Source organism: Desulfobacca acetoxidans DSM 11109 (genome assembly GCF_000195295.1).
Classification (GTDB): Bacteria; Desulfobacterota; Desulfobaccia; order Desulfobaccales; family Desulfobaccaceae; genus Desulfobacca; species Desulfobacca acetoxidans.
Genome location: NC_015388.1, coordinates 1,358,365 through 1,373,666, shown reverse-complemented (window position 1 = coordinate 1,373,666; position 15,302 = coordinate 1,358,365). Strand labels below are relative to the sequence as shown.

Sequence of the window (15,302 nt, the reverse complement as noted above, 5' to 3'; positions counted from 1 at the left end):
ACAAGGGCAACCCATACCGATACCATAAGTACAAGAGCGAGCCTGGAGCATGTGCCTGGGGCCATTGCGGTCTTCCTCCTTGAACTATAGGAAATTGTTCTTTACTGTAATAACAAAGAGGTGATTATGTCAAAACTTTTTTACGGACCACCCCCGGTTGTGAGCGTTTTTTTCTGGTGCGTCATCCTAATCAATCTGATGACCGGGTGTGGAGTCAGGGAGTTGGCCTCTGGAAAGCTTGCTCCTCCGGAAGTGGGGTTTCAAGGACTGACAATTTATCCGCCGGAAAGCGAGTGTTGGCCTCTGAGCGCCAGGGTGCAATTGACCAACCCCAATCCGGAGCCTATGAGGATATTAGGCTACGACTACGAAGTTGCCCTGGAGGGCGAAAATCTGGTGCAGGGCGACAGCACCGATGCCATCACTCTGCCAGCCGGTGGCACAAACCAGGTTGATATACCAATCTTACTGAAGCTGCCGGCAATCCCCAAAACCTTGGGCGTCTTATTGCGGCAGGAGAAGTTACGCTACGAAATCGCCGGCGGCTTTCGCCTGGCATCACTTTTAGGAGGTATGAAGGTCCCTTTCCGCTTTCGCGGAGAAATTACTCGACAGGAGGGTTTGGAGCGTCTACGGGCATATCTGGGAAGCAAAGAATAGCCGCTTAACCGCCCAACGACGGCGTACTATGCGAAAACCGCCGCGTGTTCCACAAAAATTGCGTCAGTCCTGCCCTTGGACATCACCAGCGACGGCAGCCGGGTCGACAATCAAGCCTTCGGACGAGAATCGACTACCCTGACTGCCTTGCCTTCGGTCCGAGGCAGGGAGTTGTGCTCCACTAAATCAACCCTGGGGGTAACTAACAGTTCACTCTTCAGGGCTTCTGTAATCCGTTTTTGCAGTCCTTTGAGATACGCCAAATCTTCGCTGAAATACTCCTGTTTGACCTCCACCTTAATGACCATCTGATCATTCCCTCCGGTCTGCTGCATTTCGATGAGATAATTGGAAGCCACTTCGGGAAGCCTCATAAGCACCCGATCGATTTGAATAGGAAAGATGTTGACCCCTTTAAGAATGATCATGTCGTCGGTGCGGCCCTGGATGCGGGAGATGCGGCGACTGCTCCGGCCACAGGGGCAGGGGCGGTCATCATAGGAAGCGAGGTCACGGGAGCGGTAGCGTAATAACGGCATTCCCTGACGGGTAAGGTTGGTGAAGACTAATTCACCCACGGTTCCGGGCGGGACCGGATCAAGGGTGGATGGATCCAGGACCTCTATTAGGTAGCTGTCCTCCCAAACATGGGAACCGTTCTGCTCCGGGCACTCAAAGGCTACTCCCGGCCCGTTCAATTCTGACAGGCCATAACAATTATATGCTTTTACGCCATACGCTGCTTCGATGCGCCGGCGGGTGGCATCGGAGTACGGTTCAGCCCCGATATAAGCCAGGCGTAGAGGCAGGTCCCGAGGATCAACTCCTAACTCTTCAAAGGTTTGGAGCAGAAAAAGGGCATAGCTCGGGATGATATGAATAGCAGTAACGTTAAACTGCCGCATGAGCTGTACCTGGCGTTTGCTGTTGCCAGCCCCTGCCGGGATGGTCAAGGCGCCCAACCGCTCAGCCCCATAGTGGAAGCCCAGCCCGCCGGTGAACAAGCCGTAACCCATCATATTTTGAAAGACGTCCTCTTGCCGCATTCCGGTCATGTACAGGGAACGGGCCACCAAGTCGGCCCACAGTTCAATATCAGTCCGGGTATAGTAGATTACCGTGGCCTGACCGGTGGTCCCCGAAGAGGCATGCAGTCTGATGATCTCTTTTAATGGGGTCGTAAGCATTTGGAGGCTGCTCGTCCGCAAATCGTCTTTCGTGGTGAATGGCAGCATGCGGATGTCCTCCAAAGATCCCAGGTCATCCGGAACAATGCCAGCCTGTTCCAGCCGCTGGCCGTAAAATTGACTCTGGCCGGCTCGGGCAACCGTCCGCCGCAGCCTCTCCAGTTGCAGACCTTTGAGGTTATCAGTGGTTAAAGTCTCAATCTCGCAATTCCAATACACGTAACAGTTCTCCTGCCGTTTATAACTGCCGGATCCCAGGGGCTACACCATGAAAACCAGCTCTTCAATATGCCAGATTTTTATCCGGTTTGGCCAAGACTGTCAAGGTGAAAGGACCGGACGCGAGCGAGTCGTAAACCGGAAAGAATACATGCTCAAGGATACAGTCTCTCCGCTTTCGGAGTCGGATTTCCTCAGCGGCACCCCAACGGGCAATACTCTTGAGCCCAGATTTAACCCTTCCCTTTGTCATGGCTCGCTGGCACTAGCCTTGGGTTGGAGATTTATCCGGCTGCTTTTGCCATCAGATTTTACACTCCGTAAAAAAATCTGGCACAACTGGAGGGCCCGACCATCTCAAAGCAGCCATTCTCTCTCTTTATTAGGTGGATTAGACCTTGGCTGAAATTGGCATATCGATTGCACTTATCTGGCAGAAAGGTTGCTGGCGTTGCCGAGGCATGAGGTTTAATAAGCCGGCAATAATTTACTGTATCTCCATAATGAACAGCTCTCCTCTTGAGCCTGGGGCTTAAGGGCTGAGACCGTGGCAAAGCAATAATTTAAGGAATAAAGGAGGTTATTCTGCTTATGAGTCGCGGCCGACGTTTATTCACCATGTTGAAGCTGGCTGCGGAGGCCCATGCCCGTTGGGAGATAGAAACTTCCAACCATATCGTCCGCAACCGCAAAAAGTTACTGCTCCTTTTGGTTCTCTGCCTGCCCATTCTTGGAGTCATGGGCTACACCTGGGCGGCGGGAGATTTAATCGGCAGCAAGAGCGCCTATGCACCGGCGTTTTACACCCCGGGGATCTTTTTCGCCACCATCTTTATCGGGCTGGCTGCCGGTCTGGTCACCGGCTGCATCGGCGCCGGCGGCGGCTTTATCATCACCCCGGCCCTGATGAGCGCCGGAATCAAAGGGATTCTGGCCGTAGGTACCGACCTCTTCCACATTTTCGCCAAGGCCATCATGGGCACGGCAGTCCACAGAAAAATGGGGAATGTATCGGTCAAACTTGCCATCGCCTTCCTCTTCGGCTCACTTTTGGGCGCCACCGGCGGCGGCGTCCTTAACCGCTGGATTTACGAGACCAATCCGGTATTGAGCGACCTCTTCATTTCGCTGGTGTATGTCTTCCTCTTGGGCTTTCTGGGATTCTACGCCATGACCGACTTTTTGAAGCTGCGCCGGGCTGGATCCGACACCAAGATCCAGGACCCCCACAGCCATGGCGAAGGCAAACCCGCTGCACCTTCTGGCACCACTGGCCTGGCCCAGAAACTCCAGGCCGTCCACCTGCCACCCATGATCACTTTTGACGAAGATATAGTTCCAGGCGGCAACCATATCTCGGGGGTTTTTGTGGCCTTGTGCGGCTTCGTCGTCGGTGTCGTCGCCGCTATCATGGGCGTTGGCGGCGGATTCCTGGCCTTCCCGATGTTCGTGTATCTCTTGGGAGTCTCATCCTTCACCACTGTCGGGACCGATATTCTCCAAATCATCTTCACCGCCGGTTATGCCGCCATCAGCCAATACGCCATCTACGGCTTCATCTTCTATACCTTGGCCATGGGAATGCTGTTGGGCTCCTTATTTGGCATCCAGGTGGGCGCCCTCACCACCAAGGTTGTCAAGGGCATCTATATCCGGGGGTTCTACGCTATCACTATTCTGGCCGGATTCTTCAACCGCTTTTTTGCCCTGCCGAAGAAGCTTAGAGATATGGAGTATATCGATATCTCAGCGACCACGGCAAATATCTTTGATACCGCTGGACTCATCATCTTCTTTGCCATCGCCGGCTCTTTTGCCATCTGGGTGTTCTATATGTTCTTTGCGAATATTAAAAAGTTAAGGGGGGAGGCATAACCGATGAACAAAAAGAAGCTTACTACCGGAATCATCCTCCTGGCTACCTTTCTCGCAGTGTTGATTGCCATCTTCATGCCCTGGTATGGCAAAGGCGCCAATGGCAGGGACCGCAATGGTTTGGAGTTTTCCGATGACTTCTTCAACTCTCTGGCCAAAGGCTCCAGCAACTATATGGCTGATATGCGGAAAGTGGCCGTCGGTTTTAAGGGGCAAACTTTTGAGGTACAATTGAAATTCAAAGACGCCGAAGTGGCCCAAAAGGCGGAATTATTGTATACGCAAGCTGGGGCCGCCGTCGAATTAAACAATCAGGTGTTAAAGATCAAGGGTGATATGGGGCAGGTGATGCTCGCCGCCATTTACGATGCCGAAGTGATGTTTCACAATCACGGTGACAGGCTCACGGCCAAATATAACCTTGAACCCAAGGCAGCCCTGAAGACCTGGTGGATTTCATTCCAGGAAATGGATAAGGCCTTGAAAAAACAGGCGACCCCCGCCTCCTTTAAGCAGGCCGCCGCCCTCATCGAAATTTCCAAACGGTCGATTGAACCCGGATATAATTTCTACGGCATCTCACCCGAACCGGTAAGTAACAACATTTTACTTTTGACCTTCATGCTGGTCTTCTATGTGGTCTACACCCTCTGGTATGGCTACGGCGTTTTTGAGATCTTCGAGGGCTTTGGCATGGGGGCAGAGGCGGGACATAAAGAAGAAGTCTGAAGCAGCCCCGGTAAGCTGGTTCCCGGTTCCCGGTTAAGAGATTTGGTATTATCGCGCAGAATTCGTTAAGACTAAGCTTGCTGGACTGGCCAGGATAGCCGTATAATATGGCTATCCTGGTTTTTTTTCGACTGTTACCTCATGCAAGGAGCCCGATTGTGGCCTTCTGGAGAAAATTTTTTAAAAAGGGAGGCGCCGCTGAACCTGTTAGGACCCGTCTCAGCCTGGCCGACCAATACCAGAAAAAGTTCCAGTGTTTTATGGCGATCATGGCTGCAACCGAAGCAGCCCAGGAACTACTGGACCGCCTGTACCACCTTATGACAGTTCCGGATAAGGTCAATCTCTCCCAACTGCAGGGTTTGGGGGCCGGCCTCCTGCAGCACACCCGTCAGGCCATGGACCTGCTCCAGGATTTCTGTAAGACCCCCCCCGAGGGTCTGATCAATGCCTCTGTTGATCTTACCAACCGTCTGCACCAGGAACTTCAATCTCTTGAAGCCACGGGCGATCAGGTCCAGGGGGATAGCCGGTACCGGTGGGAAGCAATGCGGGCCCTCCTTTTTGCCGCCGAGGCAAAGGACGTTCCAACCGATTTTGAAAAAGCGGGTGCCTATTCCAACCTTCAAGACCTCCTGAACGGCATCGCCGAACAACGTCTGAACGAGATGTTCTGCCTCAGTCTGCGGGGTCAGGTTACGAAAAACCAGGCGGCCAGCCTCATAACCGGCCGGCTGGTGCCTATCTTGGTTATCGACGTCGGCGGCGGCCTGGCGCGCCCCGCCGCTACTGTGCATTTAGACGATGTTACCTCCCTGCCCTTCCGCTCCTTTCTGGCCGGCATGATGTCCATACCCTGGCCTAAAGCCCGCCCCCTGGACATGAAGGGCTTTATTTCGGTGATCGGCGTCACCTCCACCACACCCCGGGCCGAAGATCAGCTCCAAAAAGTCAGTTTAGCCCTCCTGGCCCAGAACTACATGAACTTCAGCCTCTGTTTAGGTTACCACGCTTCTACCATAGAGTCTTACGTCGATGATCTGGTGCGGCGCAATTATATCCGCTTTCATTACCAGGGAGGCGCCGCCTCGGTGGAGCGCCGGGTCCGGCGGCTGCGGCTGATTCAGGGCGTCCTGACCCGTCTGAATTTTCAAGTTGCCATTGAGGGGGACCTCCTGGACGCCCGCCAGAGCGGCCAGGACCAGAAAGCGTTACTAAAACTCCTGGAGATTTTAGGACGTCTGGAGGTTTTTACCAAACAGATGGATATGGTAATGTCCGATGATGAGGTCATCTTCGGCTACATTGACGAATTTCTAGCCAGACATGGTTGATATCATCGGTTACCACCCATTGCTCCACCAATTCCTCATAAATCACCGATCCAAGCGGGAACCTGCTCTGCCGTGTTGTAGCGGGAATCGCAGATCGGCGTAAGCCAAAGCGGAGCGCATCCCGCCTTCTAGAATGCTGCGATATCGAGAAATCGAGGTTTTTAAACGTAGGGTAGGCACCGCCCACCATTCATTGCTCTATTCTCTCAGGCAACTCTAGAGTTACTTAATTTCGGCCTAGAACTCAACAAACCGATTAGATAGGAGAAACTTTTTTCCGGTGGGTGCGGCGTCGACCTCGGCGCCGCTTTGTGGTTGGTGGCTTCTCGGGCAGGACCGGCTTCACCGATTGTTGGGCTATAATGTCTTCAAAGAATTTTTGTGAAGCACCTGTGAGGATATGATACAGCAGCCAGGCTTCGGGCAGGCAAAGGCGCCGTTTGAGACGGGCCGAGACACGACGCCCGGCGCCAAGTTGATGCATTAATTGGGAAACAGTGACCAATCGCATGATCACCTCATCCCGGCGGCCGCGGGCAAACTCCAGCGGGCTCAAGGATTCGTCCACGTATTTGGCGACGGTCTCCGGTTCTATCTGCTGGAAAGGCAAGACCGTAACTTTTTCAAGAAATGGAATGAGAAACGCGGTCCAAAAAAACGCTTCGCTGAGAGACAGGCCTCCCATAGTTAGAAGATCAATCGTTCCAAACACCGCCTGCATCCGCGGCTGCAGACCACTAAAGGCGGCGCCATCTGTCGTCTCCTCAATGTGCGGGAAGATGGCCGCCAGTAACCCGCTCGCCAGCATGAGCTGAAAGAAATCCCTGCAGTAACCGCTTCTAAAATCTTTCAAAAGCTCATCTCGCACCCGGGCCGGGGAGCATAAACGGATGAGATGCCGGTAGGACTGGATGGCGGACCATGCGGTGGGATCGATCTGAAAACCGGTGCGAGAGGCATGGCGTAAGACTCTGAGCATCCGCACCGGATCCCGTTGAAAGCGGATTTCCGGCGGTCCGACAACCCTGATGATGCCATCCTGAAGATCCTTGACGCCTCCTACATAATCCAGGATGGAGAAATCAGCGATATTATAGAACAGGGCATTAATGGTCAGGTCACGCCGCTGGGCATCCTCCACCGGAGAACCGAAGGTGTTGTTTGGAGCCAACATATCTACTTCGGCGTCGAATTCCGACCGGCTGCGAAAGGTGGAGACCTCGACGATCTTGCCCCCTTTGAAAAATACCTGCACCAGGCGAAACCGTTTGCCGATGATGCGGCTGTTACGGAAAATACGGCGGATTTCCTGGGGATGGGCGTCCGTAGCAATATCAAAATCTTTGGGTTGCTTCCCTAACCAGAGGTCTCTGATTCCGCCTCCCACCAGATACGCCAGATGTCCCTTGTGATGCAGGCGGTAGAGCACCTTTAAGACATCAACGTCGATATCGGCTCGGGAGATGGGATGTTCGGGTCTGGGGATGATGCTGCCTTCTGGGTATGACATGAGTTTGTGATCACTCCATATTTGCGGGGGTCTGCCGGATTTCGACGTTCCCAAGGTCGCCCTCTGCCGCGGCAAACGTCTTATTTTAACTGGACGCTGAAACCAGTGTAAGTATTTACCGGATAATTATAGAATATTTTGCCTTTCCGTTCATCTTTGAAATAAAAATTTCTAACCTGAAAATATCAGCATAGTTTGGATTTTCGAGTTTTTAGTTTCGAGATTACCAGGAAAATAAGCTTCGAGCTAATAAGAAAAAAATTCTACCCTGGCTGGAAGCCTGTGCCACACGGATAAAACCGGTTTGCAGCCAGCCCCTAAGAGCGATGGGCGTAGTGGGTGAGACGTTGTTTCAGCAAACCCAGAAACCGTTGGTGCCGAGGACCCACCATGTCAAGATGACGATAGACCATCAGTTTGGCCACATCTTCCACAAATACCCATACCAGGCAGTAACCCCAGACTAGACCCACTTGAGACCAGGTTAGAGGAGCAATGATCCCAAAAGGATAGACCACAAAGAGGGTGGCCAGGATTTTGGTGACAACGGCGGACCACAAGAGTGCCGGAGCAGGGAAAGGACGCGACAAAAAGAAACAGGGGGTGCGGGCGACAAAGAGGGTAAGATGCCCGGCCACCGCCAGCTTTAAAAAGATAAAGGTCTGCACCTGGACGACATCCAGGCGCAGCCAGTTCTGGGCAATGATCAGCAGACCGAAGGTTTCCCCCACTCCGATGAGCCCCAGAACGGTGGACACGGTCAGCACCCGGTGCATGTCCCAACTCACCGGCTGCGGGTCTATCCGGGTATTGTCAAAGGCGATAGCCATAATGGGTACATCGTTGAAAAAGGCCAATAGGATGATCATGATGGCGGTAATAGGATAAAAATTGTAGCAGATCATGGCCAATACCACGAAGAACATGATGCGGATGGTTTCAGTGATGCGGAAGATGGCATAACTGTTCATGCGCTCAAAAATCTTACGGGCCTCTTCCACGGCGTTGATGATCACCGATAGGCCAGGAGCCGTAAGAATCAAGGCGGCGGCGGCACGGGCGGCATCGGTGGCGCCGCTCACCGCGATGCCCACATCCGCCTGTTTGATGGCAGGGGCGTCGTTGACTCCGTCCCCGGTCATACCCACGATGTGCCCTTTGGTCTGCAGGGCCTTGACAATACCGTATTTATGTTCCGGGAAGACCTGGGCATACCCGTCGGCTGTCTCAATCTGGGCTGCGGCCAGCGTACTGAGCTGTTCAGACACCTCACCCTTTCGGAAAAGGCGATCAGCGGGCTGTATATTGCTTCCCAACCCCAACTGTCTGGAAACCTCTCGACCGATGGCCACATTATCTCCCGTGACCATTTTGATGGTAATTCCGTGGGTCTTGGCGTTGGCGACAGTAGCCGCAGAATCCTCCCGGGGCGGGTCGTAGAGGGACAAGATTCCGAGGAACTCCCACACACTGCCATTCTGGGTGCGAGCCACCCCCAGGGTCCGGTAGCCCCGGGCAGCCAGTTCGTTCACGGTTTTTTCAGCGCGGGCGGATTCATCAGGGGTCAGCCGACACAGGCCTATAATTACCTGGGGGGCCCCTTTGGCCACCGTGAAGGTCTGGTTCCGGGAATCCGTTATCAGGCTTTCCGTACGCTTACTCACCGGATCGAAGGGGATAAACCGTTGTTGATGATACCGGCTGAGTATTCCGGCATCGGGTAACCCAGCAATCACCGCCAGATCAATAGGGTCCCGATCCTCCTCCTTGGAAGCCAGGGCACCCCAAAGGATCAATTCTTGGTCATCTTTGGCCGCGAAGACTACAGCCTCTCCCAGGGTGAGCTTATTCTGGGTCAGGGTGCCGGTTTTGTCGGAACAGAGAATGTCGATGCCAGCCATTTCCTCGATGGATTCCAGCCTCGAGACAATGGCCTGGATCTTGGAGAGGGTCAGGGCGCCCATGGCCATGGTGACGGAGAGCACCGCCGGCATGGCCACCGGGATGGAGGCCACGGTGAGAATCAGGGCGAACTGGACCAGTTCGAGAACCGAGGCACCCCGGTGCAACTGCACCAGCACCAGCACCGCCACCAGTCCCAGGCTGAGATATATGAGAAAATCTCCGATGCGCAAGACGGCCTTCTGAAAATGGGAGGCGGCGCCGGCAGTCTGTACCAGTCTGGCAGTGCGACCGAAAAAAGTGTCCTCCCCGGTACTTACCACTAAGGCCGCCATTTCCCCCTGTTTGGCCACCGACCCGGAGAAGGCCACATCTCCCGGCTTTTTACTGACCGGCAGGGATTCACCGGTTAAAGCAGCCTGATCTACGCTCAGGAATTCTCCTTCAAACAGCTTGATATCCGCCGGAACGATGTCGCCTAAGCGAATGCGAATGATGTCGCCAGGAACCAGGCTGGCGGTGGCAATCTCTTTCCATCTGCCATCCCGCCGGACCCGAGCCTGCAGGGCCAGTTGGGCCTTCAGGGCCTCCAGGGCATTGGCTGCCTTATGCTCCTGCCAGAAACCGATGCTGGCATTGAATATTAACAGCAACATGATGATAGTGAAGTCGTCCCAGTGTTGGACTACGGCTGAGAGAATGGCGGCGATCTCAATCATCCAGGGGATTGGTCCCCAGAAGTAACTCAGAAATTTCAAGGCCGGGTTGATCTTTTTCTCTACAAGGGAATTAGGGCCAAACTGGTCCAGGCGTCTTTGAGCCTCATCTTCAGCCAGACCCTGAGAGGAAGTGCCAAGGAGCTGGAAAAGGTCCTGGATATTTAGATTTTGGGCTTTTTCCGTATTAATCTGCTGAACTGTCATGAAACCCTCCCCCGGTCATAATGAGAAGCTCTTGCACAATCGGTTCTTCTCCCCTCCTGAGCGGCGCGCCAGCTCTTATAGGGTTTCCGGTTTCTAATAGAATTATATAACATAATTATATTGTTATGGTCTCAGTGGATTGCAGGACTGACCGATACCGCTATTAAACCTGGAAGTTTTCAGGCCGGTTAGACTGGCAAAACTCTTTGGCGGGGGGCTTAACGCCTGCCGCGCCGCCGTTTTATCTGAGGTTTTTCCGGCAGGGCCGCTTAAACCCAGCGTTTTCCAGTTAAGAAATTGCCAACATCCAGTCTGTCGGAGTATCATAGATGGTTTATCATCCGATATCTCGGAGAACGTCTAAAATGCAGCGCCGTCACCCTGAGCTAAGCAAAGGGTCTTGTATTCTAAAATTCTTCGGTCATTTCAGCATCGACCAAAGTCATCATGTTCTGAGGAACACAACGAAGCATGAAAACAGAACCGCGGCGGCTGCTCACAATAATGCTTTTTCTGCTCACCGTCCATTGTTTTCATATAAATTTTTTCTTATCGACCATGTTAAACATAAGCGGCGGCAAGGGACCACCCTATCCCATTATCGATAATGTATTGGCAATTTACTCATAGGGCGGGCCGCGCCCGCCGTCTTTAAGAACACTGTTTTCATATAAACCCTCATTTCCCGGCGGACACAACAAAAAATGAGAATCTTGCCACGCTTGGTCATCATGCTCATTATTGCAGAAGGTCGAGACATAACCGAACCCATCGAGCGCGCCTATAAACTTGACCATTTGTCGGCTAGCACAACTAATTGTCGGCTCTTTTTAGAGACCACGTTTACAAAACTTCGAATTTTTTCCGGCCGACATTCATTCTCTTCCCCCACCGTAAGCCTTTAAAGCCGAAAAGGGGAGGTTTGTCCTCTTATGACCTTGCTTAATAATAATCAACAACTTAGAATATATATATTCTCATAAAAATATAGTATATAATATGCAATGTTAAAAACTATTTCTGCTGCCGTTTTCTTGAGATACCTGTAAATCCGGAGGATTTCTATGACTCCCCATATTGCCGCCGTGCAAGTCGGGCCATTGGCGGTACTCTGTTACATTATCAACTGCCCATCAACCCGTCAGGGACTACTCATCGACCCAGCCGCCCCCTCCGCCGCGGTGACAGACGTTATTAATCGCCGAGGGCTCACCATCCGTTGGATTGTCAACACCCACGGACATCCAGACCACACCGCCGGCAACGATTACTGGGCACAGCAGACCGGTGCCACTACCGTGATTCACGAACTCGATTGGCACTTTTTTTCCACCCCCGAGATGCAGCAGGCTGCAATTACCGAAGGCTTTCCACCTCTGAGCCATATCGATCTTCTGGTTCAAGACGGCTACCGCCTGCCGCTGGGCGAGCTCGAACTCTCCATCATTCACACCCCCGGCCATACTCCCGGGTCTATCTGCCTCTACACCCCAGGGCACTTGTTTACCGGAGACACCCTATTCGTGGACAGCGCTGGCCGTACCGACCTCCCCGGCGGTTCCCTCGGTCAGCTAGTGGACTCTATCCAGCGCCGGATTCTTCCCCTACCCGACGACACCATCATCTGGCCCGGACATGATTACGGTGATACTCCAACCTCTACGCTCGGCGAACAAAAACTCAATAATCCTTATATTACCGATTTTTTGGATTAATTGGTTATTTTCCGGGCCAGCCGGCCAGGCTCTACCCGGTGCGGATCACAAGCGCTCTCAACCGAACTACTGGTAATGATAGATAAATTACTCCATACTACAGCCTTCCATACCGTTAGCTATTGAGGCGCTTCCCCACATCATTTTCTCAGATTGCACATCCTTACCCCCCCTCCCCCACGATAAATTATCAAATTGAACGAGCCTGGAAAGGGGAAGACCCTCCATTTTGAGGCAGCATAGCCGTTCAATTACATTATTCGCAGCTATATTCAATAGATACAACTGACTGGGGTTGATATTACAATATCTTCTGCAATATAAATGACTTATAGCAAACGTATAAGTGGCAAGCAGTTTGCAATGTTATTGGGCAGAGAGTTGCTGCTAAAGGAGGATTCCCCATGTCATATGTGAAGAATTATAGCCTCGTATTCCTGCTGGTTATCTCGCTGGCCGGTTGCACCAGCCTCAGCCCTTACACTTACACCGGCGCCGGTGTTGGCGGCGCATTAGGTGCCGGTGCGGGGGCCCTGCTTGATCACAACAATCGCTGGCGCGGCGCCATGGTCGGCGGTTTAATGGGCGGCGCCCTGGGCGGTGCCGCCACGGAACTGGGCCGCCGGGCGGCACAGGATTCTAACCAGCAGCGGGTTTATGGCGCTTATCCGCCTGCCGATCCATATCAATCTACTGACAACGGCGGCTATTATCAATAACCGCAACGCCTTTGGGCCGACGCCCATCGGGGCCGCTGTTTTTCACAATCAAAGGGACCTGCCCGGGTCCCTTTTTTTTGGGGTATCTTCCAGTCTGAAAGAATCTCCTGTTTTGACAAACGCCGTTCTTTATGATAAAAATGCTCTAATTGTTGCGGATGTTGGAGAGCTGGTGGAATCAAATCAAATTGGTTTTCAACCAACTCAGTCTGGCGTTGCCGGAGGCAATCAGCTTGGATCCGAAAGAGTTCGGACCGAGACCATAAAGGAGGCCGCACTATGTTCCGGCTGCAGTTACAGGAGGAACCAGGACCTGTCGATAATCTGGAAGAACGTAACATTGCTTGGGCCGTGGACCAGATCGTGGAGGAGACCCGGCGCGTCTTGGAACGCATCTCTCCCTCGGAGGCCGAGGCCTTCATTCAGGAATTGGAGACAGCCAATCGCATTTTCTTTTTTGGAGCCGGCCGTTCCGGATTTGTGCTCCGCACCTTCTGCATGCGCCTCATGCAGTTGGGATTCAATGTCTTTTACGTCGGGGAAACCATCACCCCCCGGATTCAACCGGGTGATCTGCTCACCGTTATCTCCGGCTCCGGCGAGACCGGCCACACCTGCGGCCTGGTAAAACAGGCCCACCAACGGCAGGCTCGCACGGTCGCTATCACCGCCCACCGGAATTCAACCGCAGGTCAGGTAGCTGATGTCGCCGTCGTCATTCCTGGGGCTACCAAATTAGTATTGGCCCAGGAAGAAGATTCGCATCAATGTCCTGGCAGCCTTTTTGAACAGGCTGCCTTTCTTTTTCTGGAAGCGGTGGTCATGCTCCTCTTCCACCTGAAATTAGGGCGGGATCGCGAGAAGATGTTAGCTCGCCATGCTGATTTGGAATAGTGGCATTCTCCTTACGGCCTGAATACATCGAATATTCGATGTTATCCACCAATCGAAGGCATTTTTGTAAGAGAGGCATGACTATTTAGCCGTTTCCAGTTGAGGCTTTTGCAAAACTTTTGTTATAGGGTTATTGTCATTCTGAGCTTAGCGAAGAATCTAATGTTTCTAGAGGCTTAAGATCATTCAATTCATTCAGGATGATAAAAAAGCTATTTTGCAAAAGGCTCAGTTGATAAATTTCTCAAAACTCTAACCAGAACTCTAGTTCCAAAGGATCAGGTCCTATTTCATCATGGGCATATTCCTACAATTGGCCCTGGATTTCGTAGATTTATCCCGGGCCCTGTTAGTGGCTGAGTCGGCAATGGCGGCTGGCGCCGACTGGCTGGAAGCCGGAACCCCCTTGATCAAAAGCGAGGGGTTGAACGCCGTCCGGGAACTGCGCCGCCGCTTTCCCCATCATTGTATCGTGGCTGATATGAAGATTATGGACGCCGGTCGCATCGAAGTGGAATGCGCCGCCAAAGCCGGGGCCAACCTGGTGGATGTTCTCGGGGCTGCCAGTGATGCCACTATTGCCGAATGCATCCAGGCCGGTAAAAATTATGGGGCCAAGATTGTCGTGGACCTCATCAGCGTCCCCGATCCGGTAACGCGGGCTCGACAGGTAGAGGCCCTCGGTGCTGATTACCTCACCGTCCATGTTGCCATTGACGACCAGATGGTCGGCCGCGACCCCTTTGAGACCCTGCGCCAGGTCAGCCAGGCCGTCCAGATCCCGGTAGGAGTAGCCGGCGGTATCAATTCCGCCACTGCTGCCCAGGCAGTGGCATCCGGGGCCAGCTACATCATCGTTGGCGGCGCCATTACCAAAGCCAAGAATCCCGACCAGGCCACGCGAGAAATCCGCCGAGCTATTGATGAGCAGGTGGTAATCCCGACCACTTTATTTCACCGGGTGGGGGCGGCCCATATTATTGAGGCCTTGAAACAGGTTTCCGCCGCCAATCTGTCCGACGCCCTGCACCGCAGCGGGGTATTGCCGGATATCCGACCGGTTTTCGCCGGCCTCAAAGTAGCCGGCCGGGTCTTAACAGTTCGCACCTATCCGGGGGATTGGGCCAAACCGGTAGAAGCCATCGACCGGGCCGAACCTGGCGACGTCATTGTCATCGACGCCGGGGGCGTCGGCCCTGCCGTCTGGGGAGAGTTGGCGACTCATTCCGCTATCCAGCGCCATGTTGCCGGGGTCGTCATCCACGGAGGTCTCAGAGACGCTGGTGACATTGCGCCGTTGCGCTTCCCCGCCTTTTCCCGCCTGGTCATGCCCAATGCAGGCGAGCCGAAAGGCTTCGGTGAAATCGGCATTCCCATCCGCATCGGCCAGATGACCATAGAGACCGGCGACTGGCTGGTGGGAGACGACGACGGCGTGGTTGTCCTCCCCCAGAAAATTGCCGTAGAGTACGCCAACCGGGCCATGGACGTTTTAGAACGGGAAAATCGCATCCGGGAAGAGATTAAAAGTGGCAAAACCCTGGCCACGGTGACAGAATTATTACGCTGGGAGAAAAAGGTCTCGTGATTGCTATGGGAAACTGAGAGGTCATCCTGTTGAAACCCCTGGATAAC

11 protein-coding genes are annotated in these 15,302 nt (G+C 53.3%); 8 read left to right on the top strand and 3 right to left on the bottom strand.

Annotated features, from left to right (window positions below; genetic code table 11):
• Positions 1-126 precede the first annotated feature (126 nt).
• Entirely contained in the window at positions 127-660 is a 534-nt protein-coding gene (locus DESAC_RS05895) for an LEA/WHy family protein (RefSeq protein WP_013706161.1), read from the top strand.
• 110 nt (positions 661-770) lie between these two features.
• On the opposite strand, the gene DESAC_RS05890 is transcribed toward DESAC_RS05895, so the two are convergent.
• Positions 771-2,066: a phenylacetate--CoA ligase family protein gene (locus tag DESAC_RS05890; RefSeq protein ID WP_013706160.1), complete on the bottom strand. Its 1,296-nt coding sequence runs from the start codon at positions 2,064-2,066 to the stop codon at positions 771-773.
• Between the two features lie 591 nt (positions 2,067-2,657).
• On the opposite strand from DESAC_RS05890, the gene DESAC_RS05885 reads away from it, so the two are divergent.
• The 3 genes from DESAC_RS05885 to DESAC_RS05875 all read left to right on the top strand — a co-directional run bounded on the left by DESAC_RS05885 (position 2,658) and on the right by DESAC_RS05875 (position 6,004).
• Entirely contained in the window at positions 2,658-3,941 is a 1,284-nt protein-coding gene (locus tag DESAC_RS05885) for a sulfite exporter TauE/SafE family protein (protein ID WP_013706159.1), read from the top strand.
• 3 nt (positions 3,942-3,944) lie between these two features.
• A complete protein-coding gene (locus DESAC_RS05880) occupies positions 3,945-4,670 on the top strand; it encodes a hypothetical protein (protein ID WP_013706158.1) in 726 nt (241 codons plus the stop codon).
• Between the two features lie 158 nt (positions 4,671-4,828).
• Complete coding sequence (locus DESAC_RS05875; protein WP_148231194.1) at positions 4,829-6,004, top strand: hypothetical protein; 1,176 nt, start codon at positions 4,829-4,831, stop codon at positions 6,002-6,004.
• 256 nt (positions 6,005-6,260) lie between these two features.
• Here the strand turns inward: DESAC_RS05875 and DESAC_RS15120 are convergent, their stop codons facing one another.
• Together DESAC_RS15120 and DESAC_RS05865 are read right to left on the bottom strand one after the other, a co-directional pair.
• Positions 6,261-7,514: a tRNA nucleotidyltransferase/poly(A) polymerase-related protein gene (locus DESAC_RS15120; protein ID WP_013706157.1), complete on the bottom strand. Its 1,254-nt coding sequence runs from the start codon at positions 7,512-7,514 to the stop codon at positions 6,261-6,263.
• A gap of 317 nt (positions 7,515-7,831) precedes the next feature.
• Positions 7,832-10,339 carry a plasma-membrane proton-efflux P-type ATPase gene (locus DESAC_RS05865; RefSeq protein WP_013706156.1) on the bottom strand — a complete coding sequence of 836 codons (2,508 nt, stop codon included), beginning with the start codon at positions 10,337-10,339 and terminating at the stop codon, positions 7,832-7,834.
• A 1,064-nt stretch (positions 10,340-11,403) separates the two neighbouring features.
• Here DESAC_RS05865 and DESAC_RS05860 point away from each other — a divergent pair.
• The 4 genes from DESAC_RS05860 (at position 11,404) to hxlA (ending at position 15,255) form a co-directional block, all read left to right on the top strand.
• Complete coding sequence (locus DESAC_RS05860; protein WP_013706154.1) at positions 11,404-12,054, top strand: MBL fold metallo-hydrolase; 651 nt, start codon at positions 11,404-11,406, stop codon at positions 12,052-12,054.
• 404 nt (positions 12,055-12,458) lie between these two features.
• Positions 12,459-12,773: a YMGG-like glycine zipper-containing protein gene (locus DESAC_RS05855; RefSeq protein ID WP_013706153.1), complete on the top strand. Its 315-nt coding sequence runs from the start codon at positions 12,459-12,461 to the stop codon at positions 12,771-12,773.
• Positions 12,774-13,052: 279 nt separating this feature from the next.
• Positions 13,053-13,667 (top strand): 6-phospho-3-hexuloisomerase, encoded by a 615-nt coding sequence (hxlB, locus tag DESAC_RS05845; RefSeq protein WP_013706152.1) that lies wholly within the window; start codon positions 13,053-13,055, stop codon positions 13,665-13,667.
• Between the two features lie 295 nt (positions 13,668-13,962).
• Positions 13,963-15,255, top strand: a complete 1,293-nt coding sequence (gene hxlA / locus DESAC_RS05840) for a 3-hexulose-6-phosphate synthase (protein ID WP_013706151.1) — start codon at positions 13,963-13,965, stop codon at positions 15,253-15,255.
• Positions 15,256-15,302 lie beyond the last annotated feature (47 nt).